Source organism: Sphingomonas chlorellae, assembly GCF_056485145.1.
In genome coordinates, this window is the sequence record NZ_JBQXXM010000004.1 from 183,784 (window position 1) to 202,231 (window position 18,448).

Annotated in this window: 21 protein-coding genes; 10 read left to right on the forward strand and 11 right to left on the reverse strand. The window is 70.1% G+C overall.

What is annotated here, in order from left to right:
* The first annotated feature begins 15 nt into the window (after positions 1-15).
* The 3 genes from ACT3CF_RS12260 to ACT3CF_RS12270 are packed head-to-tail and all read left to right on the forward strand — an operon-like array spanning position 16 to position 1,924.
* Positions 16-900 (forward strand): cytochrome c oxidase subunit 3, encoded by an 885-nt coding sequence (locus tag ACT3CF_RS12260; protein WP_478423145.1) that lies wholly within the window; start codon positions 16-18, stop codon positions 898-900.
* Entirely contained in the window at positions 900-1,298 is a 399-nt protein-coding gene (locus ACT3CF_RS12265; protein WP_478423147.1) for a DUF983 domain-containing protein, read from the forward strand. Before ACT3CF_RS12260 ends, ACT3CF_RS12265 begins: the two co-directional genes overlap by 1 nt.
* Complete coding sequence (locus tag ACT3CF_RS12270) at positions 1,295-1,924, forward strand: SURF1 family cytochrome oxidase biogenesis protein (RefSeq protein ID WP_478423148.1); 630 nt, start codon at positions 1,295-1,297, stop codon at positions 1,922-1,924. The genes ACT3CF_RS12265 and ACT3CF_RS12270 overlap by 4 nt, the downstream gene beginning before the upstream one ends.
* 16 nt (positions 1,925-1,940) lie before the next feature.
* Here ACT3CF_RS12270 and ACT3CF_RS12275 read toward each other — a convergent pair whose 3' ends face one another.
* From ACT3CF_RS12275 to ACT3CF_RS12295, 5 genes are all read right to left on the reverse strand, one after another.
* The gene (locus tag ACT3CF_RS12275) at positions 1,941-2,885 is read right to left on the reverse strand and encodes a retropepsin-like aspartic protease (RefSeq protein ID WP_478423149.1); all 945 of its coding nucleotides are present in this window, start codon (positions 2,883-2,885) and stop codon (positions 1,941-1,943) included.
* 342 nt (positions 2,886-3,227) lie between these two features.
* On the reverse strand, positions 3,228-3,998 hold the full coding sequence (locus ACT3CF_RS12280; protein ID WP_478423151.1) for a hypothetical protein: 771 nt from the start codon (positions 3,996-3,998) through the stop codon (positions 3,228-3,230).
* Between the two features lie 22 nt (positions 3,999-4,020).
* On the reverse strand, positions 4,021-4,785 hold the full coding sequence (locus ACT3CF_RS12285; RefSeq protein ID WP_478423153.1) for an IS5 family transposase: 765 nt from the start codon (positions 4,783-4,785) through the stop codon (positions 4,021-4,023).
* A 66-nt stretch (positions 4,786-4,851) separates the two neighbouring features.
* Positions 4,852-5,271, reverse strand: a complete 420-nt coding sequence (locus tag ACT3CF_RS12290) for a hypothetical protein (protein ID WP_478423155.1) — start codon at positions 5,269-5,271, stop codon at positions 4,852-4,854.
* 65 nt (positions 5,272-5,336) lie between these two features.
* Positions 5,337-5,774, reverse strand: a complete 438-nt coding sequence (locus ACT3CF_RS12295) for a MerR family transcriptional regulator (protein ID WP_478423157.1) — start codon at positions 5,772-5,774, stop codon at positions 5,337-5,339.
* A 182-nt stretch (positions 5,775-5,956) separates the two neighbouring features.
* Between ACT3CF_RS12295 and ACT3CF_RS12300 the strand changes: the two genes are divergently transcribed.
* Entirely contained in the window at positions 5,957-7,018 is a 1,062-nt protein-coding gene (locus ACT3CF_RS12300) for an SDR family oxidoreductase (protein WP_478423158.1), read from the forward strand.
* A 12-nt stretch (positions 7,019-7,030) separates the two neighbouring features.
* Here the strand turns inward: ACT3CF_RS12300 and trhO are convergent, their stop codons facing one another.
* Positions 7,031-7,996, reverse strand: coding sequence for an oxygen-dependent tRNA uridine(34) hydroxylase TrhO (gene trhO / locus ACT3CF_RS12305; RefSeq protein WP_478423160.1), 966 nt, complete (start codon positions 7,994-7,996; stop codon positions 7,031-7,033).
* A gap of 139 nt (positions 7,997-8,135) precedes the next feature.
* Here trhO and thrC point away from each other — a divergent pair, with 139 nt between their 5' ends.
* The 3 genes from thrC to ACT3CF_RS12320 are packed head-to-tail and all read left to right on the forward strand — an operon-like array spanning position 8,136 to position 10,692.
* Positions 8,136-9,527, forward strand: a complete 1,392-nt coding sequence (gene thrC / locus ACT3CF_RS12310; protein ID WP_478423162.1) for a threonine synthase — start codon at positions 8,136-8,138, stop codon at positions 9,525-9,527.
* A complete protein-coding gene (locus tag ACT3CF_RS12315; protein ID WP_478423163.1) occupies positions 9,524-10,393 on the forward strand; it encodes a class I SAM-dependent methyltransferase in 870 nt (289 codons plus the stop codon). The genes thrC and ACT3CF_RS12315 overlap by 4 nt, the downstream gene beginning before the upstream one ends.
* Complete coding sequence (locus tag ACT3CF_RS12320; protein ID WP_478423165.1) at positions 10,390-10,692, forward strand: hypothetical protein; 303 nt, start codon at positions 10,390-10,392, stop codon at positions 10,690-10,692. The genes ACT3CF_RS12315 and ACT3CF_RS12320 overlap by 4 nt, the downstream gene beginning before the upstream one ends.
* Positions 10,693-10,752: 60 nt before the next feature.
* Here ACT3CF_RS12320 and ACT3CF_RS12325 read toward each other — a convergent pair whose 3' ends face one another.
* The 3 genes from ACT3CF_RS12325 to ACT3CF_RS12335 are packed head-to-tail and all read right to left on the reverse strand — an operon-like array spanning position 10,753 to position 12,364.
* Entirely contained in the window at positions 10,753-11,397 is a 645-nt protein-coding gene (locus ACT3CF_RS12325; protein ID WP_478423167.1) for a heme exporter protein CcmB, read from the reverse strand.
* Positions 11,394-11,963, reverse strand: a complete 570-nt coding sequence (gene ccmA, locus ACT3CF_RS12330) for a heme ABC exporter ATP-binding protein CcmA (RefSeq protein ID WP_478423169.1) — start codon at positions 11,961-11,963, stop codon at positions 11,394-11,396. The genes ACT3CF_RS12325 and ccmA overlap by 4 nt, the downstream gene beginning before the upstream one ends.
* A complete protein-coding gene (locus tag ACT3CF_RS12335; RefSeq protein ID WP_478423171.1) occupies positions 11,960-12,364 on the reverse strand; it encodes a metallopeptidase family protein in 405 nt (134 codons plus the stop codon). Before ACT3CF_RS12335 ends, ccmA begins: the two co-directional genes overlap by 4 nt.
* 61 nt (positions 12,365-12,425) lie before the next feature.
* Here ACT3CF_RS12335 and ACT3CF_RS12340 point away from each other — a divergent pair, with 61 nt between their 5' ends.
* Positions 12,426-12,716: a 4a-hydroxytetrahydrobiopterin dehydratase gene (locus ACT3CF_RS12340; RefSeq protein ID WP_478423173.1), complete on the forward strand. Its 291-nt coding sequence runs from the start codon at positions 12,426-12,428 to the stop codon at positions 12,714-12,716.
* A gap of 36 nt (positions 12,717-12,752) precedes the next feature.
* Here ACT3CF_RS12340 and ACT3CF_RS12345 read toward each other — a convergent pair whose 3' ends face one another.
* A complete protein-coding gene (locus tag ACT3CF_RS12345; protein ID WP_478423174.1) occupies positions 12,753-13,544 on the reverse strand; it encodes an SDR family oxidoreductase in 792 nt (263 codons plus the stop codon).
* A 182-nt stretch (positions 13,545-13,726) separates the two neighbouring features.
* Here ACT3CF_RS12345 and ACT3CF_RS12350 point away from each other — a divergent pair, with 182 nt between their 5' ends.
* The gene (locus ACT3CF_RS12350) at positions 13,727-16,153 is read left to right on the forward strand and encodes a ligase-associated DNA damage response DEXH box helicase (protein WP_478423488.1); all 2,427 of its coding nucleotides are present in this window, start codon (positions 13,727-13,729) and stop codon (positions 16,151-16,153) included.
* 74 nt (positions 16,154-16,227) lie between these two features.
* On the forward strand, positions 16,228-17,283 hold the full coding sequence (locus tag ACT3CF_RS12355) for an aspartyl protease family protein (RefSeq protein WP_478423175.1): 1,056 nt from the start codon (positions 16,228-16,230) through the stop codon (positions 17,281-17,283).
* An 18-nt stretch (positions 17,284-17,301) separates the two neighbouring features.
* On the opposite strand, the gene ACT3CF_RS12360 is transcribed toward ACT3CF_RS12355, so the two are convergent.
* Positions 17,302-18,399: an ATP phosphoribosyltransferase regulatory subunit gene (locus ACT3CF_RS12360; RefSeq protein ID WP_478423176.1), complete on the reverse strand. Its 1,098-nt coding sequence runs from the start codon at positions 18,397-18,399 to the stop codon at positions 17,302-17,304.
* Positions 18,400-18,448 lie beyond the last annotated feature (49 nt).

Below are 18,448 nucleotides of genomic sequence, written 5' to 3' on the forward strand. Positions count from 1 at the left end.
GAACGGGGACAGCCAATGGCCGGAACGAAGAACCACGAATACCACATTCTGCCGCCCAGCGCCTGGCCACTGATCGGATCGCTGTCGGCGCTGACGCTTGCCTTTGGTGCGATCCGGTGGATGCACCAGATGCCCGCCGGGAACATCGTGTTCTTCGTGGGGCTGGCCGGGTTGCTCCTGACCTTTTTCGGCTGGTGGCGCGACGTGATCCGCGAGGCGCATCGCGGCGACCATACGCCCGTCGTCCAGCTGCACCTGCGCTATGGGATGATCCTGTTCATCGCGTCCGAGGTGATGTTCTTCGTCGGCTGGTTCTGGGCCTGGTTCGACTTTTCGCTGTTCCCGGCGACCGTCGACGTGGTCGGCGGGCAGTGGCCGCCCAAGGGGATGGAGGTCATCAACGCGTGGGAACTGCCGCTGCTCAACACGATGATCCTGCTGCTTTCGGGCTGCACGGTGACCTGGGCCCACCACGGGTTGATCCACAACGAGCGTGGTGGTGCGCTGAAGGGAGCCTGGGGGCTGATCGGCGTCGGCGAGAACGACACGGTGAAGAAGGGGCTGTGGCTGACGATCGTGCTCGGGCTCGTGTTCAGCGCGCTTCAGGCCTATGAGTATGTCCATGCGCCGTTCCCGTTCAAGGCGGCGAGCGAAGGCGGGTCGAATTATGGCGGCGCCTTCTTCATGGCGACGGGATTCCATGGTTTCCATGTGATCGTCGGCACGCTGTTCCTGATCGTCAACCTGGTGCGCGTGTACCGGGGCGACTTCACGCCGCGGCAGCATTTCGGCTTCGAGGCGGCGGCGTGGTACTGGCATTTCGTCGACGTGGTGTGGCTGTTCCTCTTTGCCTCGATCTATGTCTGGGGCGGCTGGGGCGCGCCGGTCCACGCGGGCTGATGCCCGACGAAACGCCCGGGACGGGCGGCGGCGCCACGCTGCCGCCCCCGATCGCATCGGGGCTGAAGGGGTGTTGCCCGCGCTGCGGCGCGCGCACGCTGTTTCGTAATTTCCTCGCCTTTTCCGATCGTTGCAGCGCGTGCGGGCTCGATTTCGCGGCGTTCAACGTCGGCGACGGGCCGGTGGTGTTCCTGACGCTGGGGATCGGTGCGATCGTGACGGTGCTGGCGCTGTGGGTCGAGTTCACGCTGCAGCCCGGATTGCTGGTCCATATCGCGCTGTGGGTGCCGATGACGCTGGGGTTGACGGTGGGGACGCTGCGGGTGGCGAAGGGGTGGTTGCTGGCGCTGGAATATCGCAACCGGGCGCGCGAAGGCCGGATCGCGCCGGGCGAATGAATCGGCGGATTCCCGTGGTTGCGACGGCGGTCGTCGCGTTGGCGGTGCTGGCGATGCTGGGGCTGGGATGCTGGCAACTGTTCGTTCGATTGCCCGAGAAACGGGCCGCTTTATCGAAATTCGCTGCCAATCCGGGGCTCCCCCCCGTCGTTTTCCCGCAATTTCCCGACGAAAAGCTGTTGTTCCGGAGAACGCGCGTGACATGCGCCGATTCCCGCCGCGTCCAGCTGACCGGCGCGGGCAAGGCCGGGTTCCGCGCGATCGCCGAATGCCCCGCACGCCCCGGCGACGCGACCCCGTTGCGCATCCAGATCGGCACGACGCACGACCCGCGCCAGCCGGTCCGCTGGGCCGGAGGAACGGTGACGGGCTATATCAGCCTGGCGCCCGAGGGGCAGCCGATGCTGGTCCGCGCGCTGCGCCACGGCGCCCCCGCGCTGATGGTCGTCGCCGACCGCCCCGCCCCCGGACTGGCCCCCAACGGCGCACCCGACCTGAGCGCGGTGCCCAACAACCACCTCGCCTATGCGGTGCAGTGGTTCCTGTTCGCGGGCGTCGCGGTGGTGATCTATACGATCGCGCTGCGGCTGCGCCGGCGCGCGGCGCGCAGCCCGGCGGCCGACTGACCCCACAGGCGCCGCTTCAGCCGTCGCAACGGCCGAAGAAGCGCATCGTCCGCCCCGGATAGTCGAGCAGCATCCGCAACCGCATCGCGTCGAACAGCCGGTTGCCGACATTGGCGACGCGCGTCGTGCGCGACCCCGGTTCGGCATAGCTGCTCATCGCCACGCCGGGCGGCAGCGCGAACGGCCCGAAGCCCAGCGGCGCATCGAACCGATAGGCCGCCGACCGCGCCTGGCCGCGCGCGCCAGTGCGCGTCACCGCCCCCGCCGGATGGAGCGCCGCCGCCATGCCGGGGAGCGCCACCCCGCTCTGGAACAGGCCGACGAAACCGGTCGACCCGGTATCGAGGCTGACCGGCGCGGCGACGCCGCCGAAGCGGAAACGCGGGATGATCGGAAAGCCGTCGACGATACGCAGCGGCGCCTGCCAGCGCACGCGACACGGCCGGACCAGCGCCGCCGCGCCGCGCGGATCGTCGAGCAGCACCAGCCGGCGCGCGGGATAGTCGATCAGCACGCGCTTGTCGGCAAGGAAGCTCTGCCCCAGCACGCCGTCGAGCCGCCGCCCCAGCCCCGCCGAGATCGCACGCATGTCCGCCGCGAGCGCATCGAACCCGCCATAGCGCCGCCCGCCGAGCACGATCGCGGGCACGCGCGTCGGATAGATGGTCGCGCCGCGCCCGTCGCCGAAACCGCTCGCCTCCCCCGCATCGCCGCGATCGACCTTGAGCCCGATCCGGTCGGCAACGGCGAGATCGACGATCGACGGATCGACCCCGGTGTCGAGGATGACGTGGAGCGGCGTGTCGTTGACGACCACGTCGAGCTCGATCGCCGCGCGCGAGAAATCGAACGGCACGACGCGCGGCGCCGCCGACCCGCGCGGCGCGGCGCCCGCCGGGGGCGCGGCGGACAGCCCCGCACCGAACAGCAAGCCGAGCAGCGCCCCGGCCGCGAGGCGCAAACGCCGACGACGCGGCAGGACGGCGGAAGCGCGACGACGGCAGGATCGGGGCATGACGGCTCCGGTCGGGAGAGGCGGGATGCCCGCAGCGTGCGCGATCGGCAGGGCGGCGGCAAGGGGGATGCGCGCGCGACGCGGGCGCAGGGGGGTTATGGCAAAAGCCGAGTCTTCAGCACGATCCAGCGCATGCCGAAGTAGCAAACCGATCCCCTTGGCGGCCCGCATGTCGCGGACAGAACACCGCGTTGGGCGCGCCAGCGCCTTTCCATATCGCTGATGGTCGCGTGGTTTCCGCCGAACGGGAAAGCGGCTGCGTCGATGCCAATGTGGGCGCTCCCCATTTCACCCAAGATGTTGCAGCGGAACCGGCTCCTGAATTGCCTTGTTGCGCGGAAGCGCCCGCAATGCATGCGCGAACGGGGCCGTGACGCCCGTTCGGGAAAACTCGACCAATTCGTTAAGCCCGCTTGCACTGCGCAAAAGGGCCGCCTCGTAGCGGCAGACCGGAATGCGGCGGTTATCGCGAAAGCGCCGATCAGGCCCCCCGTTTTTGTTCGGATGCTTCCACGTATAATCGATCACCTGCGCGTCACGCGGGACGGTGCCTTCCTCAATGAAATTCGAATCTTGCCAGGTAATCTGCAGGTCAGAATAGCCAACTGCTCCCACGCGCCGGCCGTCGTCGATCACGGCAACGTCCGGGAAGAAATAGATGACCTGTCGACCGACATGGAGCGCGGGTGGCGTCAAATTGCAGCGAACCACCGAAGGAAGTTTATACCCAAGCGCCGTCGGCTTTTTCCGCACGATATGGGTGGCGCCAGCATTTCGTTTCCACGTCGTGAGATCCCGAACTGCCCCGCCCGCCTCGACGTGCCATTTGCCAATACAGGCGGCCATGGCATCGAAGCAGCGAACCGCCTGCTCATAGCTGCGCTCAACTTCGGGTTCGAGGTCGTAGAAGAGCACGCATGTGCGCCGATATGAATCGAGCCACTTGCCCACGATCCAGCCGGGCAGCCCAAGAAGCGCGAAGAGGCTCCACGCACCGCCAGCCGCAACGGAAATGAACAGACCGAGAAGCCCAAGCGACCAACCCAGCAACGCTGCCATGCGGAGTTGCTGTCGCTTTGCATTAGGCCGTAGACTCATAAACACGCAGCCACAGGCGCATTGATGCGAGTTGGACCATGGCCAAGAAGTTCTCGGCCAGCTTGTCGTAGCGGGTGGCAACGCGGTGGAAGTGCTTCAGCTTGGAGAAAAAGCGCTCGATCAGGTTCCGCTCACGATAGAGCCACGTGCTGAAGTACGGTTTTGACCGGCGGTTGGACTTTGGCGGAATGTTTGCGAATGCCCCTTTCTCGGGGAGAGACGGCCGGATGCGATCGGCATCGTAGGCCTTGTCCGCCAGAACGATTGTGCCGGCACCGACATGATCGAGCAAATCGCCAGCGGCTTGGCCGTCATGGCTTTGCCCTGCGGTCAGGCTCAGCCGGATCGGGAGGCCTTGGCCATCGACGATCGCATGGATTTTCGTGGTGAGCCCGCCTCGGGGGCGACCGAGACAATGATCTCGATCCCCCTTTGCCGTCGGGGCCTGCTGGTGGGCGCGAACGGAAGTGCTGTCGATCATCTGGATGTCGCCATCATGTGCGGCGGTGATGGCGTCCGTCATCCGATCCCACACTCCGGCCTTCCGGCAGCGCGCGAAGCGCTTGTAGCAAGTAGTGCGCGGGCCATAGCGTTCCGGCAAATGGCGCCACGGCGCAACGGATCGAAGCACCCAGAAAATACCGTTCAGCACGCGGCGATCATCAACGCGTGGCACGCCCCTAGGTTTGTTGGGCAGAAGCGGTTCGATCACGCGCCACTCGAAATCGGTCAGATCATATCGGCTCATGCCGATGCTGAATCAGAGTTGCGCTTAGAGGTAAGGCCTGGAGCTTGCGCCATGCATGCCGAACGATCAGCTTGCAGGCACAGCTTTGCATTGCATGTCCGTCCGGCTGTGCCCGGAGCCGCGCGGCGGTCGATGCTTCACCATCCACCCGTCGGATCCTTCCTGGCGAACGAACTGCGCAGTGCAATTAAGCCGGTCGGGTGCTGCTTCGTTGAAGGCCATTCGCACACCACCGTCACGCAACAGAGTAAAGGAGCAACGATGTCCCTCGCGGTTGCTCCCACAGGACATATCCAGAATGTGGAGGTCGGGTGCCTTGGCGTCGTCATGACCCGCATTGTACCAAAGCGACGCCAGCCAGTTGCCGTTCCCAATCATGGCGTTGAGTTGCAGATCGCTCCAAATCGCAGTACGAAGCTGGCCGGCTAACGGCTCCGCGGGTGGAGAGAGACTTGCTGCGGCCATGATGGTCAGCACGAACAACATGTGGCTATCGATACCACGTCAGACGGAGCTTTCTACCCCATCTGCAACGAAGCCGATTTATGGGTTCACCAATCGCCCGCCACCGGCGCCGTCGCGATGTCGGCGAGGCAGGGGGCGGCGGTGGTGAAGCGGGGTTCGTCGCCCGGTTTGCCGCGCGCCATCCAGTCGCGCTTGTCGCGCAGATAGGCGAGCAGCGTGGCGAGATCGGCGGCCTTTTGTTCGAGGCGGGCGAGCTGGGTGTCGATGATCGCGATCTCGCGTTCGGGCGCGAGGCCGTCGGCGAGCAGTTCGCGCGCGATCTCGGCGACCTCGCGCAGCGGCATGCCGAGCGACTGGGCGAAGCGGATCATCCATGCGGTCGAGACGTCGCGTTCGCTGAAGATCTGATACGGATTGCGCCCGCCGCGCGCGCCCGATTGCGGCGCGAGCAGCCCCTTGCGCACATAGAAGCGCACCGTGTCGTGGCTGAGCCCCGTCCGCCGCGCGAATTCGCCGATCAGCATGTGCATTCCCCCTTTTGGCCCGCGCGGGCGGCGCCGTTGCGCGTTGTCCGTTGCCCGTTGGTCGTTGGTCGTTGTCCGTTGGTCGGGTCCGCCGGTCCGGTCCCGCGGCCCCGTCGATAGTGCCTTGACCATGGACCATGGTCCACTCTTATGGAGCCGGCTCCCCTGATGGATGTGGAGCAATGACGATGATCGACGATCCGGCCCCCGGCGCCCCCGCAGCGGGCGCCCCGCCGACGGCCTTTGTGACGGGCGCGACGGGATTGCTGGGCGGCAACCTGGTGCGCGCGCTGATTGCCGAGGGATGGCGGGTGCGCGCGCTGGCGCGATCGCCCGACAAGGCGCAGCGGCAGATCACCGACCCGGCGGTGGAAATCGTCGCGGGCGACATGCGCGACGTGCGCGGCTTTGCCGCCGCGCTGACGGGGGTGGACACGGTGTTCCACACCGCCGCCTATTTCCGCGATTCGTACAAGGGCGGACGCCACTGGCCGATGCTGGAGGCCGTCAATGTCGCGGGGACGCGCGACCTGCTCGACGCGGCATATCGCGCGGGGGTGCGGCGGCTGGTGCACACCAGTTCGGTCGCGGTGCTGCACGGGCCGCGCGGCGCGGTGATCGACGAGACGATGCTGCGCGCCGAAAGCGACGCCGACGATTATTACCGCAGCAAGATCCTGGCCGATCGCGCGGTGCTCGCCTTTCTGGACGCGCATCCCGATTTCTGGGCGGCGATGGTGCTGCCCGGATGGATGCACGGCCCGGGCGACGGCGGCCCGACTTCGGCCGGGCAGACGGTGATCGACGTCGCGCTGGCGTGGCTGCCTGGCGTGCCGCCGGGGTCGTTTTCGGTCGTCGATGCGCGCGACGTGGCGCAGGCGATGATCCTGACGGCGGCGAAGGGCCGGCGCGGCGAACGCTATCTGGCGGCGGGGCGGCACATGACGATGGCCGAGCTGGTGCCGATGATCGCCGCCGCGACCGGCGCGACGCCGCCGCGCCGCGCGATGCCGTTGTGGCTGATGCACCTGATCGCGGCGGGATATGAGGGCTATGCCCGCGCGACGGGGCGGCCGGTGCTGCTGAGCTGGGCGATGGCGCGCACCGTGGCGCGCGAGAACGACCGATCGCGCTATGCCTCGGCCAAGAGCGCGCGCGAGCTGGGGCTGACCTTTCGCCCCGTCACCGAGACGCTGCGCGACGCGGCGGCATGGTTCCGCGCGGCGGGGATGCTGCCCGGATAGCGCGCGGCCGGGTCAGCGCGCCGGCGGCCGGGCGCCGATATGCGCCTCGCCCCGCGTGGCGGCGAAGCATTGCTGGCGATGGCGTTCGCGGTAGCGCGCGCGCTGGGCATCGGTACGCTCGGCATGGCAGGCGGGGCACGACACCCCCTCCTCGTAGAGCGGCGAGCGGCGATCCGCGGCGCTGACCGGGCGGCGACAGGCGTGGCACAGCGCGAAGCTGCCCGGGGCGAGGCCGTGGCCGACGGTGACGCGCTGATCGAACACGAAGCATTCGCCCTGCCACAGGCTTTGTTCGGGGGGCACGGTTTCGAGATATTTGAGGATGCCGCCCTTGAGGTGATAGACCTCGTCGACGCCCTCGGCCTTGAGGAAGGCGGTCGACTTTTCGCAGCGGATGCCGCCGGTGCAGAACATCGCGACGCGGCGCGGACGGTCGCCGGTGCCGAGCAGCTCGTCGCGATGCGCGCGGAACCAGGCCGGGAATTCGCGGAAGCTGTGCGTGTGCGGATCGACCGCGCCGCGGAAGGTGCCGGCGGCGACCTCGTAATCGTTGCGCGTGTCGATGACGACGGTGTCGGGATCGGCGATCAGCGCGTTCCATTCGGCGGGGGCGACATAGGTGCCGACGATCGCGCGCGGATCGACATCGGGCTCGCCCATGGTGACGATCTCGCGCTTGAGCCGCACCTTCATGCGGTGGAAGGGCAGGTCGGGCGCGCGCGAATATTTGACGTCGAGCGTCGCGCAGCCGGGCAGGCCGCGCAGATGGTCGAGCACCGCGGCGATCGCGTCGTCGCTGCCCGCGATCGTGCCGTTGACGCCTTCGCGCGCGAGGAGAAGCGTGCCGCGCACGCCCTGCGCGACGCACAGCCGCGCGAGCGGGCCGCGCAGGGCCGCAGGATCGTCGAACCGGGTAAACTGGTAGAGCGCCGCCACACAGACCGGCAGCGCGGGCACATGCTGCGCAAGATCGTTCATCGGCGGCGCTGTAGCGCGTTTCGCGCGCGATGGCGATGTCCGCGCGGCCCGCGCGGCGGCGCGCCCTGTCCCGCAGGCGGCGCGGGGGCAAGCAGAGCTATCTTGTCGTCCCCCGCCCCGCCGGGTAACGCGGGCGATCATGCAGTATCACAGCACCCGCGGCGCCGCGCCCAGGCTGGGCTTTCGGGACGTCACCCTTACCGGGCTTGCCAGCGACGGCGGCCTTTACATTCCCGAGAGCTGGCCGCGGCTGAGCCGCGAGGCGATCGCGGCGATGGCGGGGCTCGATTATGTCGAGACCGCGGTGCGCGTGATGCAGCCCTTTGTCGAGGGCGACCTGGACGCGGACGAACTGCGCACGCTGTGCCGCGAGGCCTATGGCCGGTTCGCGCATGCCGCGGTGACGCCGCTGGTCCAGATCGACGCGCAGCACTGGCTGCTCGAGCTGTTCCACGGGCCGACGCTGGCGTTCAAGGACGTGGCGTTGCAGTTGCTGGGGCTGTTGTTCGAGAAGTTCCTGCGCGGCACCGACCAGCAGCTGACGATCGTCGGCGCGACGTCGGGCGACACCGGCAGCGCGGCGATCGACGCAGTGGCGGGGCGCGAGGGCATCGACATCTTCATGCTGCACCCCAAGGGCCGCGTGTCGGACGTGCAGCGCCGCCAGATGACGACGGTGCTGGCGCCCAACGTCTATAACATCGCGATCGAGGGCAGCTTCGACGACGCGCAGGCGCTGGTGAAGGCGATGTTCAACGACCCCGGCTTTTCGGGGCGGTTCCAGCTGAGCGCGGTCAATTCGATCAACTGGGCGCGGCTGATGGCGCAGGTGGTGTACTATTTCTACGCCGCCGTCCGGCTGGGCGCGCCCGAGCGGCCGGTCGCCTTTTCGGTGCCGACGGGCAATTTCGGCGACGTGTTCGCGGGCTATGTGGCGGCGCAGATGGGGCTGCCGGTGGCGAAGCTGATCGTCGCGACCAACGTCAACGACATCCTCCACCGCGCGCTGTCGGCGGGCGACTATTCGGCGGGCACCGTCACCCCCACCGCCGCGCCGTCGATGGACATCCAGGTCAGCTCGAACTTCGAGCGGCTGCTGGCCGACCTGGCCGGCGCGCCGATCGCCGAGCAGATGCGGGGTTTCGAGACGACGCGGGCGATGCAACTGACCAACGCGCAGCGCGACGGCGCCGCCGCGCTGTTCACCAGCGACGCGATCGACGCCGACACGATGAACGAGGCGATGCGCCGCGCCCATGCCGAGAGCGGGCAGGTGATCGACCCGCACACCGCGATCGGGCTGGCCGCCGCGCGCCGCGCGGGGATCGACCCGGCGACGCCGGTGGTGACGCTGGCGACCGCGCACGCCGCCAAGTTCGCCGATGCCGTCGAGCACGCGACGGGCGTGCGTCCCGTGCTGCCGCGCCGCGTCGGCGACCTGTTCGAGCGGCAGGAGCGCTATGACGTGCTGCCCGCGACCTTCGAGGCGGTGACCGGCTATATCGCCGAGCGCGCCCGCGCCCGGGCATGAAGCTCGTCACCCTCACCGGCGAGCCGTGGCGCGACTATGGGCTGGTCGATTCGGGCCATGGCCGCAAGCTCGAGCGTTATGGCGCGTATCGCTTCATCCGCCCCGAGCCGCAGGCGATGTGGGCGCCCGCGACCGCCGAATGGGACGCACATGCCGAGTTCGTCCCCGGATCGGACGAGGACGGCGGCGGCCGCTGGCAATATCTGAAGCCGGTGCCGCGCGAGGGCTGGCCGCTCGCATGGCGCGAGGTCCGCTTCACCGCGCAGACGACGCCGTTCCGCCACCTGGGTTTTTTCCCCGACATGGCGCCGGTATGGGACTGGATGCGCGGCCGGATCGACGGGATGGACAGCCCCGAGTGCATGAACCTGTTCGGCTATACCGGCGTCGGCTCGCTCGCGCTGGCGGCGGCGGGCGCGAAGGTGACGCATGTCGACGCCTCCAAGAAATCGGTGATGGAGGGCAAGGCCAACGCCCAGCTTTCGGGCATGGCCGACAAGCCGATCCGCTGGATGATCGACGACGCGATGAAATTCACCGCGCGCGAGGTACGCCGCGGCCGCCGTTATGACGGCATCATCCTCGATCCCCCGAAATGGGGCCGCGGGCCGAATGGCGAGGTGTGGAAGCTGGAAGAGGGCCTGCCCGGCCTGATCGAGGACGTGGCCAAGCTGCTCGATGCGAACTCGCGCTTCCTGTTCCTCACGGTCTATGCGGTGCGGATGTCGGCGCTGGCGATCGGCGAGCTGGTCCGCCAGGCGATGGCCGACAAGGGCGGGACCGTCGAGGCGGGCGAGCTGACCGTGCGCGAGGAAGCGCGCGGGCTGGAACTGCCGACCGCGATCTTTGCGCGGTGGAGCCGATGAGCGCGCCGCTGTTCGCCTTTCTGGCGACGGCGATCGCCGACACCGCCGAGGGGCGCCGGCCGGGCGGGCGGCACGCGATGCTGGTGTTCGTCACCGCCCCCGATTTCGAGGCCGCGCAGCGCAGCGCCGCCGGCGTCGCGATCGGCGCGGGCTGGATGCTGGTGCGGCTGGAAAAGGGGATGGCCGTCCCCGCCGGGCGCGTCGGTGACGACCCGGTGATCGCCGACGCCGCCGCGACCGCACGCGCCGAGGGATCGGCGCTGGTCGTCTATGCCGACGAGTTGCCGCCCGAGGCCTGATCCGCCGGGGTGCCGTGCGCGGCGCTCAACGCAGCGCAGCGCGGTCCAGCGCAGCTCAGCTCAGCTCCGCCCCATCCGCACCGCCGCCCCCGCGACGAACGGACACCCGGCGACGAGCAGCAGGCTGACCGCGCCGAGCAGCTTGATCGCGCCCGGCTGATCGCCGCCCGCCCCGGCGCCGAAGATGAGCAGCGGCACCGCGAAGGGCAGCATGACGAGCCCGCCGAGCGCGCCCGCGCCGCGCAACCCCGCGACGAGCGCGGCGGTGGCGATGCCGAGCGCGGCGAGCCCCGGCGTGCCGATCGCGAGCGCGACGAGCAGCGGTCCGAGCGCCGCGCCGTCGAGGTGGAGCAGCCCCGCCGCGACGACGGTCGCGCCGAGCAGCGCGGGCGCGAAGCCGAGCCAGTGGCCGATCATCTTTGCCGCGGCGACGACCGCATCGGGAATCCCGCGCGCCGCGAACTGGTCGAGCACGCCGCTTTCGGCATCGGGCGCGACGAGGCGTTCGACGGGAAGCAGCGCCGCGAGCAGCGCCGCCGCCCACACGACGCCGCCGCCGACGCGCGCGAGCAGCCGCGCATCGGGACCGATCGCGAAGGGGAACAGGATTGCGACGAGCAGGAAGAAGGCGACGGGAAGCATCAGCCCGCCCGTGCTCCACGCGCGGCGCAGTTCGCGCCAGACGATTGCGGCAAACATGGTCATAACCGCACCGCCTGGGCATCGGGGAGGTCGATCGGCTGGTGCGTCGCGACGACGACGATGCCGCCGGCGGCGCGATGCGCGGCGATGCGCGCTTCGAGCGCGGCGACCGAATCGCGATCGAGCCCATTGGCGGGTTCGTCGAGCAGCCACACCGGCGCCCCGCTGGCGATGACGCGCGCGAGCGCAGCGCGCCGGCGCTGGCCGGTCGACAGCAGCCGCACCGGCACGCGCGCGAGCGCGGCGAGCCCGACCGCCTCGAGCGCGTCGGCGACGGCATCGCGCCGCCCGTCGAGCGCGGCCCAGAAGCCGAGCGCCTGCGCGATGCTGCATTCAGGATCGAGCGCCGCCGCCTCGGCGAGCAGCGCCCGCGCGCCCTCGCCCGTGACGCGGCCCGCCGCGGGCGCGAGCAGCCCGGCGGCGATGCGGATCATGCTGGACTTGCCGGTGCCGTTGGGGCCGACGACGAGCGCCGCCTCGCCGGGGCCGAGCGCGTAGGACAGCCCCTCGAACAACAGCCGGCCGCCGCGCAGGCAGGCGACATCCTGAAATACCAGGCCGGCGCTCACCCGACGGCTTCTTCCAGCGCGTGCATGTCGTCATCCGACAGGCCGAAATGATGCCCCACCTCGTGCACGACGACGTGCGTGACGAGCGATTCGAGCGACACGCCGGTCGCCGCCCATTCGTCGAGCAGCGCGCGGCGATAGAGGTGGATGCGATCGGGCAGCGCCCCCGAATCGAACGCCGATTTCTCCCCCACCGGGCGGCCGTGATAGAGGCCGGTGAGTTCGAACGGATCCTCGATCCCGAGCGCGTCGAGCGTTTCGTCGTCGGCCAGTTCATCGACGATCAGCACGATGTCGGCGAGATAGCCGGCGAAGGGCGCGGGAATGCGCGCCAGCGCGTCGCGGGCCAGCCGCTCGATCGCGGCGGCATCGGGGGCGTAGGTGGCGGGTTGCCCGTTCATCGGCTAGTCCATAGGCACAGCCGCGAAGCCACGGCAAGGCGCGAGCGCAAGGAGGGGACCGATGGTTGCACGACTGACCGAGCATGAACGCGGCGAATCGCTGACCGCGATCGAGGGATGGCATTATGACGCGACGCGCGACGGCGTGCGCCGCGTGTTCGAATTCGCCGATTTCAGCGCCGCCTTCGGCTTCATGGCGCGCGTGGCGCTGCTCGCCGAAAAGGCCGACCATCACCCCGAATGGTCGAACGTGTGGAACAAGGTGGACATCCTGCTGACCACGCATGACGCGGGCGGGCTGTCGCCGCGCGACATCCAGATGGCGAAGGCGATCAACCGCCTGCTCGACTGAACGCCGCCGGCCCCGCCCGCGCGGGCGGGGCGCCGATCAGCGTTGCAGCCCCGACCGCCGCATCTGGCTGCGCAGCCGGCCGGGGAACCAGCGCGCGGCAAAGGCCAGCCGCTGCGCGGTGCGGCCGACGATCATGTGCAGCCGATCGCCGTGCACCGCATCCCACACCGCCTGCGCAACGGTTTCGACCGGGGTGAATTCGAGCCCGGCGGCACGCACGCTTTCGCGCGCGGTTTGGTTGCTGCCGTGCGACACGGCGTCGAGCAGCGGCGTGTCGATGAAGCTGGGCATGATCGAGCGGACGCGGATGCCGTCGGCCGCCCATTCGGCATCGAGCGATTCGGTGAGCCCGCGCACCGCGAACTTGCTGGCGGCATAGAGCGCGAGCCCCGGCGAGCCATAGATGCCCGCCGCCGAGGCGGTGTTGACGAGGCACGACCCCGGCGTCGCGCGCAGGAAGCCGTGGCCGATCCGCGCGCCGTTGACGACGCCCATGAAATTGATCGCGACGAGCCGGTCGATCGCGTCGAAGTCGGTGGCGGCAAGCGGACCGCCGACCGCGATTCCCGCATTGTTGCACAGCACGTCGAGCCGCCCGCCGCTCTGTTCGGCGAAATCGGCGAGCGCGCGCGCCCATTGATCGCGATCGCGCACGTCCATCACATGCACGCTCGCCGGCCCCGGCAGCATCGCGCGCGTCGCGGCGAGCCCGGCTTCGTTGACGTCCGCGAGGCCCACGCGCCAGCCGCGCGCGGCAAACAGCCGCGCCACCGCCTGACCGATGCCCGACGCGCCGCCGGTGATGAAGATCGCCTTTTCCTCTGCCATGCCCTCTCCCCTATGCATCGCGGGCGCTCGTCGTGCGGCGCCCTTGGCACCTTCATCCCCCAGTCGGCGCGGCTTGGCCAGCCCCGGCGTGCGGGGGCGCAGGCGCGGCGGATGCCCAAAGGGGGACTTGCGAACGCATCGCCGCCGCGCCAACGCTGAACGCCGTGCCCATTCCCCCGCCCATGCCCGCCGCCGCGCCGCCCGAGGGGCTGCCCGACGTGCTTGCGCGATGGTTTGCCGCGCGCGGATGGGCGCCGCGACGGCACCAGCAGGCGATGCTGGCGGCGGCGCGCGCGGGGCGCCACGCGCTGCTCGTCGCGCCGACGGGCGCGGGCAAGACGCTGTCGGGGTTCCTGCCGAGCCTGGTCGAGCTGATCGAGGCGCCGGCCGAGGGGCTCCACACGCTCTATGTCTCGCCGCTCAAGGCGCTGGCGGTCGACGTGCAGCGCAACCTGCTCACCCCGATCGCCGAGATGGGGCTGCCGATCCGCGTCGAGACGCGCAGCGGCGACACGCCGCACGAGCGCAAGCAGCGCCAGCGCGTGCGGCCGCCGCAGATCCTGCTGACGACGCCCGAATCGCTGAGCCTGTTGCTGTCCTATCCCGACAGCCTGACGCTGTTCGCGGGGCTGAAGACGGTGGTGGTCGACGAGGTCCATGCCTTTGCCAACGGCAAGCGCGGCGACCTGCTCGCGCTCGGGCTCGCGCGGCTCCAGCGGATCGCCCCGGGGCTGCGCCGCGTCGCGCTTTCGGCGACCGTCGCCGACCCCGACGACTATCGCGGCTGGCTGGCGCCGCACGGCGACATCGACAGCGTGGCGCTGGTCGAGGGCGAGGCCGGGGCACCGCCCGCAGTCGAGATCCTGTTGCCGCAGGGCCGCGTGCCATGGGCCGGACATTCGGGACGCTATGCGATCCCGCAGGTGATGGCCGAGATCGAGCGGCACCGCACCACGATCGTGTTCTGCAACACGCGCGGGCTGGCCGAGCTGATCTTCCAGGAACTGTGGAAGGTCAACGCGGCGCGGCTGCCGATCGGGGTGCATCACGGCAGCCTGAGCCTGGAGGCACGGCGCAAGGCCGAGCAGGCGATGGCCGACGGCAAGCTGCGCGCGCTGGTGGCGACCGCGAGCCTGGACCTGGGCGTCGACTGGGGCGATGTCGACTGCGTGATCCAGATGGGCGCGCCCAAGGGCTCGTCGCGACTGTTGCAGCGCATCGGCCGCGCCAACCACCGCATCGACGTGGCGAGCGAGGCGGTGATCGTGCCGGGCAACCGTTTTGAATATCTGGAGGCGCGCGCGGCGCTCGACGCGGTGGCGGCGGGCGAGCTCGACGCGGACGCGTTCCGCCCCGGCGCGCTCGACGTGCTGGCGCAGCATGTGATGGGATGCGCCTGTGCCGAGCCGTTCGCGGCGGCGGCGCTTCTCGACGAGGTGCGTGCGGCGCTGCCCTATTCGGCGCTGAGCGACGAGACGTTCGAGCGCGTGCTGGGGTTCATCGCCGACGGCGGCTACAGCCTGCGCGCCTATGACCGGTTCAAGCGGCTGACGCGCGGTGCCGACGGGCGGTGGCGCGTGACGCAGCCCGCCTTTGTTGCGCAGCATCGGCTGAACGCGGGGATCATCGTCGAATCGCCGATGCTCGAGGTCCGCTTTCGCAACGGGCGCAAGCTGGGGCGCGTCGAGGAAGGCTTCGGCGCGACGCTGAGCCCCGGCGACACCTTTTTCTTTGCGGGCATGAGCCTGGAGGTCGAGCGCGTCGATGCGACCGACCTGGTGGTGCGCGCGACGACGCGATCGGCGCGCATCCCCTCCTATATGGGCGCGCGGCTGGCGATCAGCACCAACCTGGCGGCGCGGGTGCGCGGCTTCCTGCACGACCGGAGCCAATGGCCGCGTTTCCCGGACGAGGTGCAGGAATGGCTGACCGCGCAGGCCGAACGGTCGGCGCTGCCCGCGCCGGGGCAATTGCTGGTCGAGACCTTTCCGCACGAGGGCCGGCACCACATGGTCGCGTACAGCTTCGAGGGGTGGAACGCGCACCAGTCGCTGGGGATGCTGCTGACGCGGCGGATGGAGGCCGAGGGGCTGAAGCCGCTGGGGTTCGTGGCCAACGACTATGGCCTTGCCGTCTATGGGCTGGAGAAGATCACCGACCCCGCCGCGCTGTTTTCGCCCGACATCCTGGAGCATGAGTTCGTCGACTGGGTGCAGCAGTCGGCGCTGCTCAAGCGGGCGTTCCGCGAGGTGGCGATCATCGGCGGGCTGGTCGAGCGCCAGCATCCGGGCAAGCGCAAGACGGGGCGCCAGGTGAGCTTTTCGACCGACCTGATCTATGACGTGCTGCGCCGGTACGAGCCCGACCATCTGTTGCTGCGCGCGGCATGGGAGGATGCGCGCGCGCGGATGACCGATGTGGGGCGGCTGGCGCATCTGCTCGACAGCGCGGCGGCGACGATGCTTCACCGCGACCTGGCGCGGGTGAGCCCGATGGCGGTGCCGATGCTGGTGATGATCGGGCGCGAATCGGTGCCGCAGGGCAGTGCCGACGACGCGCTGCTGATCGAGGCCGAGGCGCTGGCGGCCGAGGCGATGCGGCGCGACTGAACCGCGACGCGGCGCGGGCGGCCCCGTAGCGGCCCGCAATTGCTGCAAAATGCTGCATGCAATAGGGCTGCAGCATGAACCGACTCGCGCCTGCCCTCGCGACGTTGACGATCGCGACCTTCGCCCTTGGATCCCCCATGGCCGGCGTCGCGGCGGCGCAGGCGACCGGCGGCGCGACCACCGCGCCCGCCCCTGCCCCGCCCGCCGAGGCACCGCCCGCCGCGCCGACGGGCGACGACCCGATCGCGGTGATGCTGGGCACGCTCGACATGCGGCTGACCGTTCCGGTGGCGGTGGGGAGCAGCGGCCCCTATCCCTTCATCATCGACACCGGCGCCGAGCGCAGCGTGATCGCGCGCGAGCTTTCGGGGGCGCTCAGGCTGGCGCCGGGCAACCCGGTGCGCGTCGTGTCGGTGACGGGCACGCGGCAGGTCGACACGGTGCTGATCCGCGACCTGATGATCCCGGCGATCGGCCAGCGGCACGACGTCGTCGCGCCCGCGCTGGCGGCACGCGACATCGGCGCGCTGGGATTGCTGGGCATCGACACGCTGGCCAACCACCGCGTCGAGATCGACTTCGCGGCCGGGACGATGGCGGTGCGGCCGAGCGAACGGCGCGCGCGCAACGACGCCCCGCGCGACCCCGATGCGATCGTCGTCACCGCCAAGAGCACGCACGGCCAGCTGATCGTCACCGACGCGCATTACGGATCGACGCGAATCCGCGTGATGATCGACACGGGGTCGCAGGTGACGGTCGGCAACACCGCGCTGCTGCGCCGCATCCTGCGCAGCAAGGGCGTGCCGACGCCGGTGCTGGTGACGACGGTGACGGGCGACCAGCTCCACGCGGTGTCGCACCTGGTCCCCGACATCCGGCTGGGACCGATCGCGTTCGGGGCGATGCCGATCGCCTTTGCCGAGACGCCGCCCTTTGCCCGGTTCGGGCTGGGCAAGGGACCGGCGCTGATGCTGGGGATGGACGCGCTGCGCAGTTTTCGCCGCGTCGAGATCGACTTCGCCAACCGGCAGATCCGCTTCATCGTCCCCGAAGCGACCACGCGACCGCCGCGGCCGGCGCGAACCGCAGTGGCCGATGCGGGATCGCCGGCGCGCGCGATCCCCTGACGCGCGCGGCGCGGCGGATCAGAGCCGTTCGGGCACCCCGTCGCGCAGGACGTGCGTGCAGAGCTGCGCTTCGGGCGTATCCTCGGCCTCGAGCGCAGCAACGGTCACCCAGCCTTCGGCCCGCAGCGCCGCACCCTCTTCGGCGGGCGTGCCGAACGGGAGGAACAGCCGCCGCCGCTCGTCGGCGCCGACGCCCGCATCGAGCACGGGATCGACATAGAGCGAGAAGCCGACCGCCGGTTCCTCGCGGCCGTCGCCATGGAGCACGGTGTAGGTGCCGCCGCGGCCGATTTCGCCCATCACGCCCTTGGCGAAGAGCGAGAAGCCGAGCCAGCTCTGATATTCGAAGCCATGGCGTTCGGTGGGATCGAGCGTGAGCTGCGCCTTGCCCCCGATCCCCGCCGCGATCGCCGCGAGCCCTTCGAGCCGGCTGTCGAGCGCGTTGCCCGCATCGAACGCGCGCAGCCGCGCCATCGCGGCATCGAACGGCCCCGCCGCCTCGATCAGCGGGAGGTAGCGCGGGTCGATCGCCGCGACGCCGCCGGCATCCTTGGCATCGAGCCGCTCGCGCAGCGCTTCGAGCCGGGCAGGATCGAGCTGGGGACCGGCGAGCGTGTCGACCAGGTCGGGCAGCGTGAAATCGACCGCGATGCCGCGCAAGCCCGCGGCGTAGAGCGCCTCGATCGCGACCTCGACGATCTCGCGCGCGGCGGCGACGCTGTCGCGCCCGATCAGCTCGCAGCCGATCTGGCGCATCGCGCGCTGGGGATGGAGCGACGGCGCGCTGAGCTTGAGCACCGGGCCGGCATAGGACAGCCGCACCGGGCGCGGATGGTGCCCCATGCGCGTCGCGGCGATGCGGCCGACCTGTGCGGTCAGATCGGGACGGATCGCCAGCGTCCGCTGCGACACCGGATCGACGAAGCGCACCGCGTCGCGCATCCGTGCCGCCTTGAGCCGCGCGGCGAGTTCGTCGGCGAATTCGGCGAGCGGGGGATCGACCTGCTCATAGCCATAGAGCCGCGCGACGCCGAGCGCGCGCGCCTCGATCCGCGCCGCCGCGTCGGCCGCGGGCGGCAGGCGATCATGGAATCCTTCGGGGAGCAGTCCGGTCATGGTCGGGGAAACGCCTTCATCTTCATGGACGCGCCGGCGGGCAGGGCAC

Bases quoted from the DNA above. Each gene is read 5' to 3' on its own strand.
- ACT3CF_RS12345 (WP_478423174.1), bottom strand. From the start codon at position 13,544: ATGGCAGAGGAAAAGGCGATCTTCATCACCGGCGGCGCGTCGGGCATC.
- ACT3CF_RS12270 (WP_478423148.1), top strand. From the start codon at position 1,295: ATGAATCGGCGGATTCCCGTGGTTGCGACGGCGGTCGTCGCGTTGGCG.
- ACT3CF_RS12295 (WP_478423157.1), bottom strand. From the start codon at position 5,774: ATGCTGATCGGCGAATTCGCGCGGCGGACGGGGCTCAGCCACGACACG.
- ACT3CF_RS12340 (WP_478423173.1), top strand. From the start codon at position 12,426: ATGGTTGCACGACTGACCGAGCATGAACGCGGCGAATCGCTGACCGCG.
- ACT3CF_RS12360 (WP_478423176.1), bottom strand. From the start codon at position 18,399: ATGACCGGACTGCTCCCCGAAGGATTCCATGATCGCCTGCCGCCCGCG.
- ACT3CF_RS12285 (WP_478423153.1), bottom strand. From the start codon at position 4,785: ATGAGCCGATATGATCTGACCGATTTCGAGTGGCGCGTGATCGAACCG.
- ACT3CF_RS12325 (WP_478423167.1), bottom strand. From the start codon at position 11,397: ATGACCATGTTTGCCGCAATCGTCTGGCGCGAACTGCGCCGCGCGTGG.
- ACT3CF_RS12290 (WP_478423155.1), bottom strand. From the start codon at position 5,271: ATGTTGTTCGTGCTGACCATCATGGCCGCAGCAAGTCTCTCTCCACCC.
- ACT3CF_RS12320 (WP_478423165.1), top strand. From the start codon at position 10,390: ATGAGCGCGCCGCTGTTCGCCTTTCTGGCGACGGCGATCGCCGACACC.
- ACT3CF_RS12335 (WP_478423171.1), bottom strand. From the start codon at position 12,364: ATGAACGGGCAACCCGCCACCTACGCCCCCGATGCCGCCGCGATCGAG.
- ACT3CF_RS12260 (WP_478423145.1), top strand. From the start codon at position 16: ATGGCCGGAACGAAGAACCACGAATACCACATTCTGCCGCCCAGCGCC.
- ACT3CF_RS12280 (WP_478423151.1), bottom strand. From the start codon at position 3,998: ATGGCAGCGTTGCTGGGTTGGTCGCTTGGGCTTCTCGGTCTGTTCATT.
- trhO (WP_478423160.1), bottom strand. From the start codon at position 7,996: ATGAACGATCTTGCGCAGCATGTGCCCGCGCTGCCGGTCTGTGTGGCG.
- thrC (WP_478423162.1), top strand. From the start codon at position 8,136: ATGCAGTATCACAGCACCCGCGGCGCCGCGCCCAGGCTGGGCTTTCGG.
- ACT3CF_RS12350 (WP_478423488.1), top strand. From the start codon at position 13,727: ATGCCCGCCGCCGCGCCGCCCGAGGGGCTGCCCGACGTGCTTGCGCGA.
- ACT3CF_RS12300 (WP_478423158.1), top strand. From the start codon at position 5,957: ATGACGATGATCGACGATCCGGCCCCCGGCGCCCCCGCAGCGGGCGCC.
- ACT3CF_RS12355 (WP_478423175.1), top strand. From the start codon at position 16,228: ATGAACCGACTCGCGCCTGCCCTCGCGACGTTGACGATCGCGACCTTC.
- ACT3CF_RS12265 (WP_478423147.1), top strand. From the start codon at position 900: ATGCCCGACGAAACGCCCGGGACGGGCGGCGGCGCCACGCTGCCGCCC.
- ACT3CF_RS12315 (WP_478423163.1), top strand. From the start codon at position 9,524: ATGAAGCTCGTCACCCTCACCGGCGAGCCGTGGCGCGACTATGGGCTG.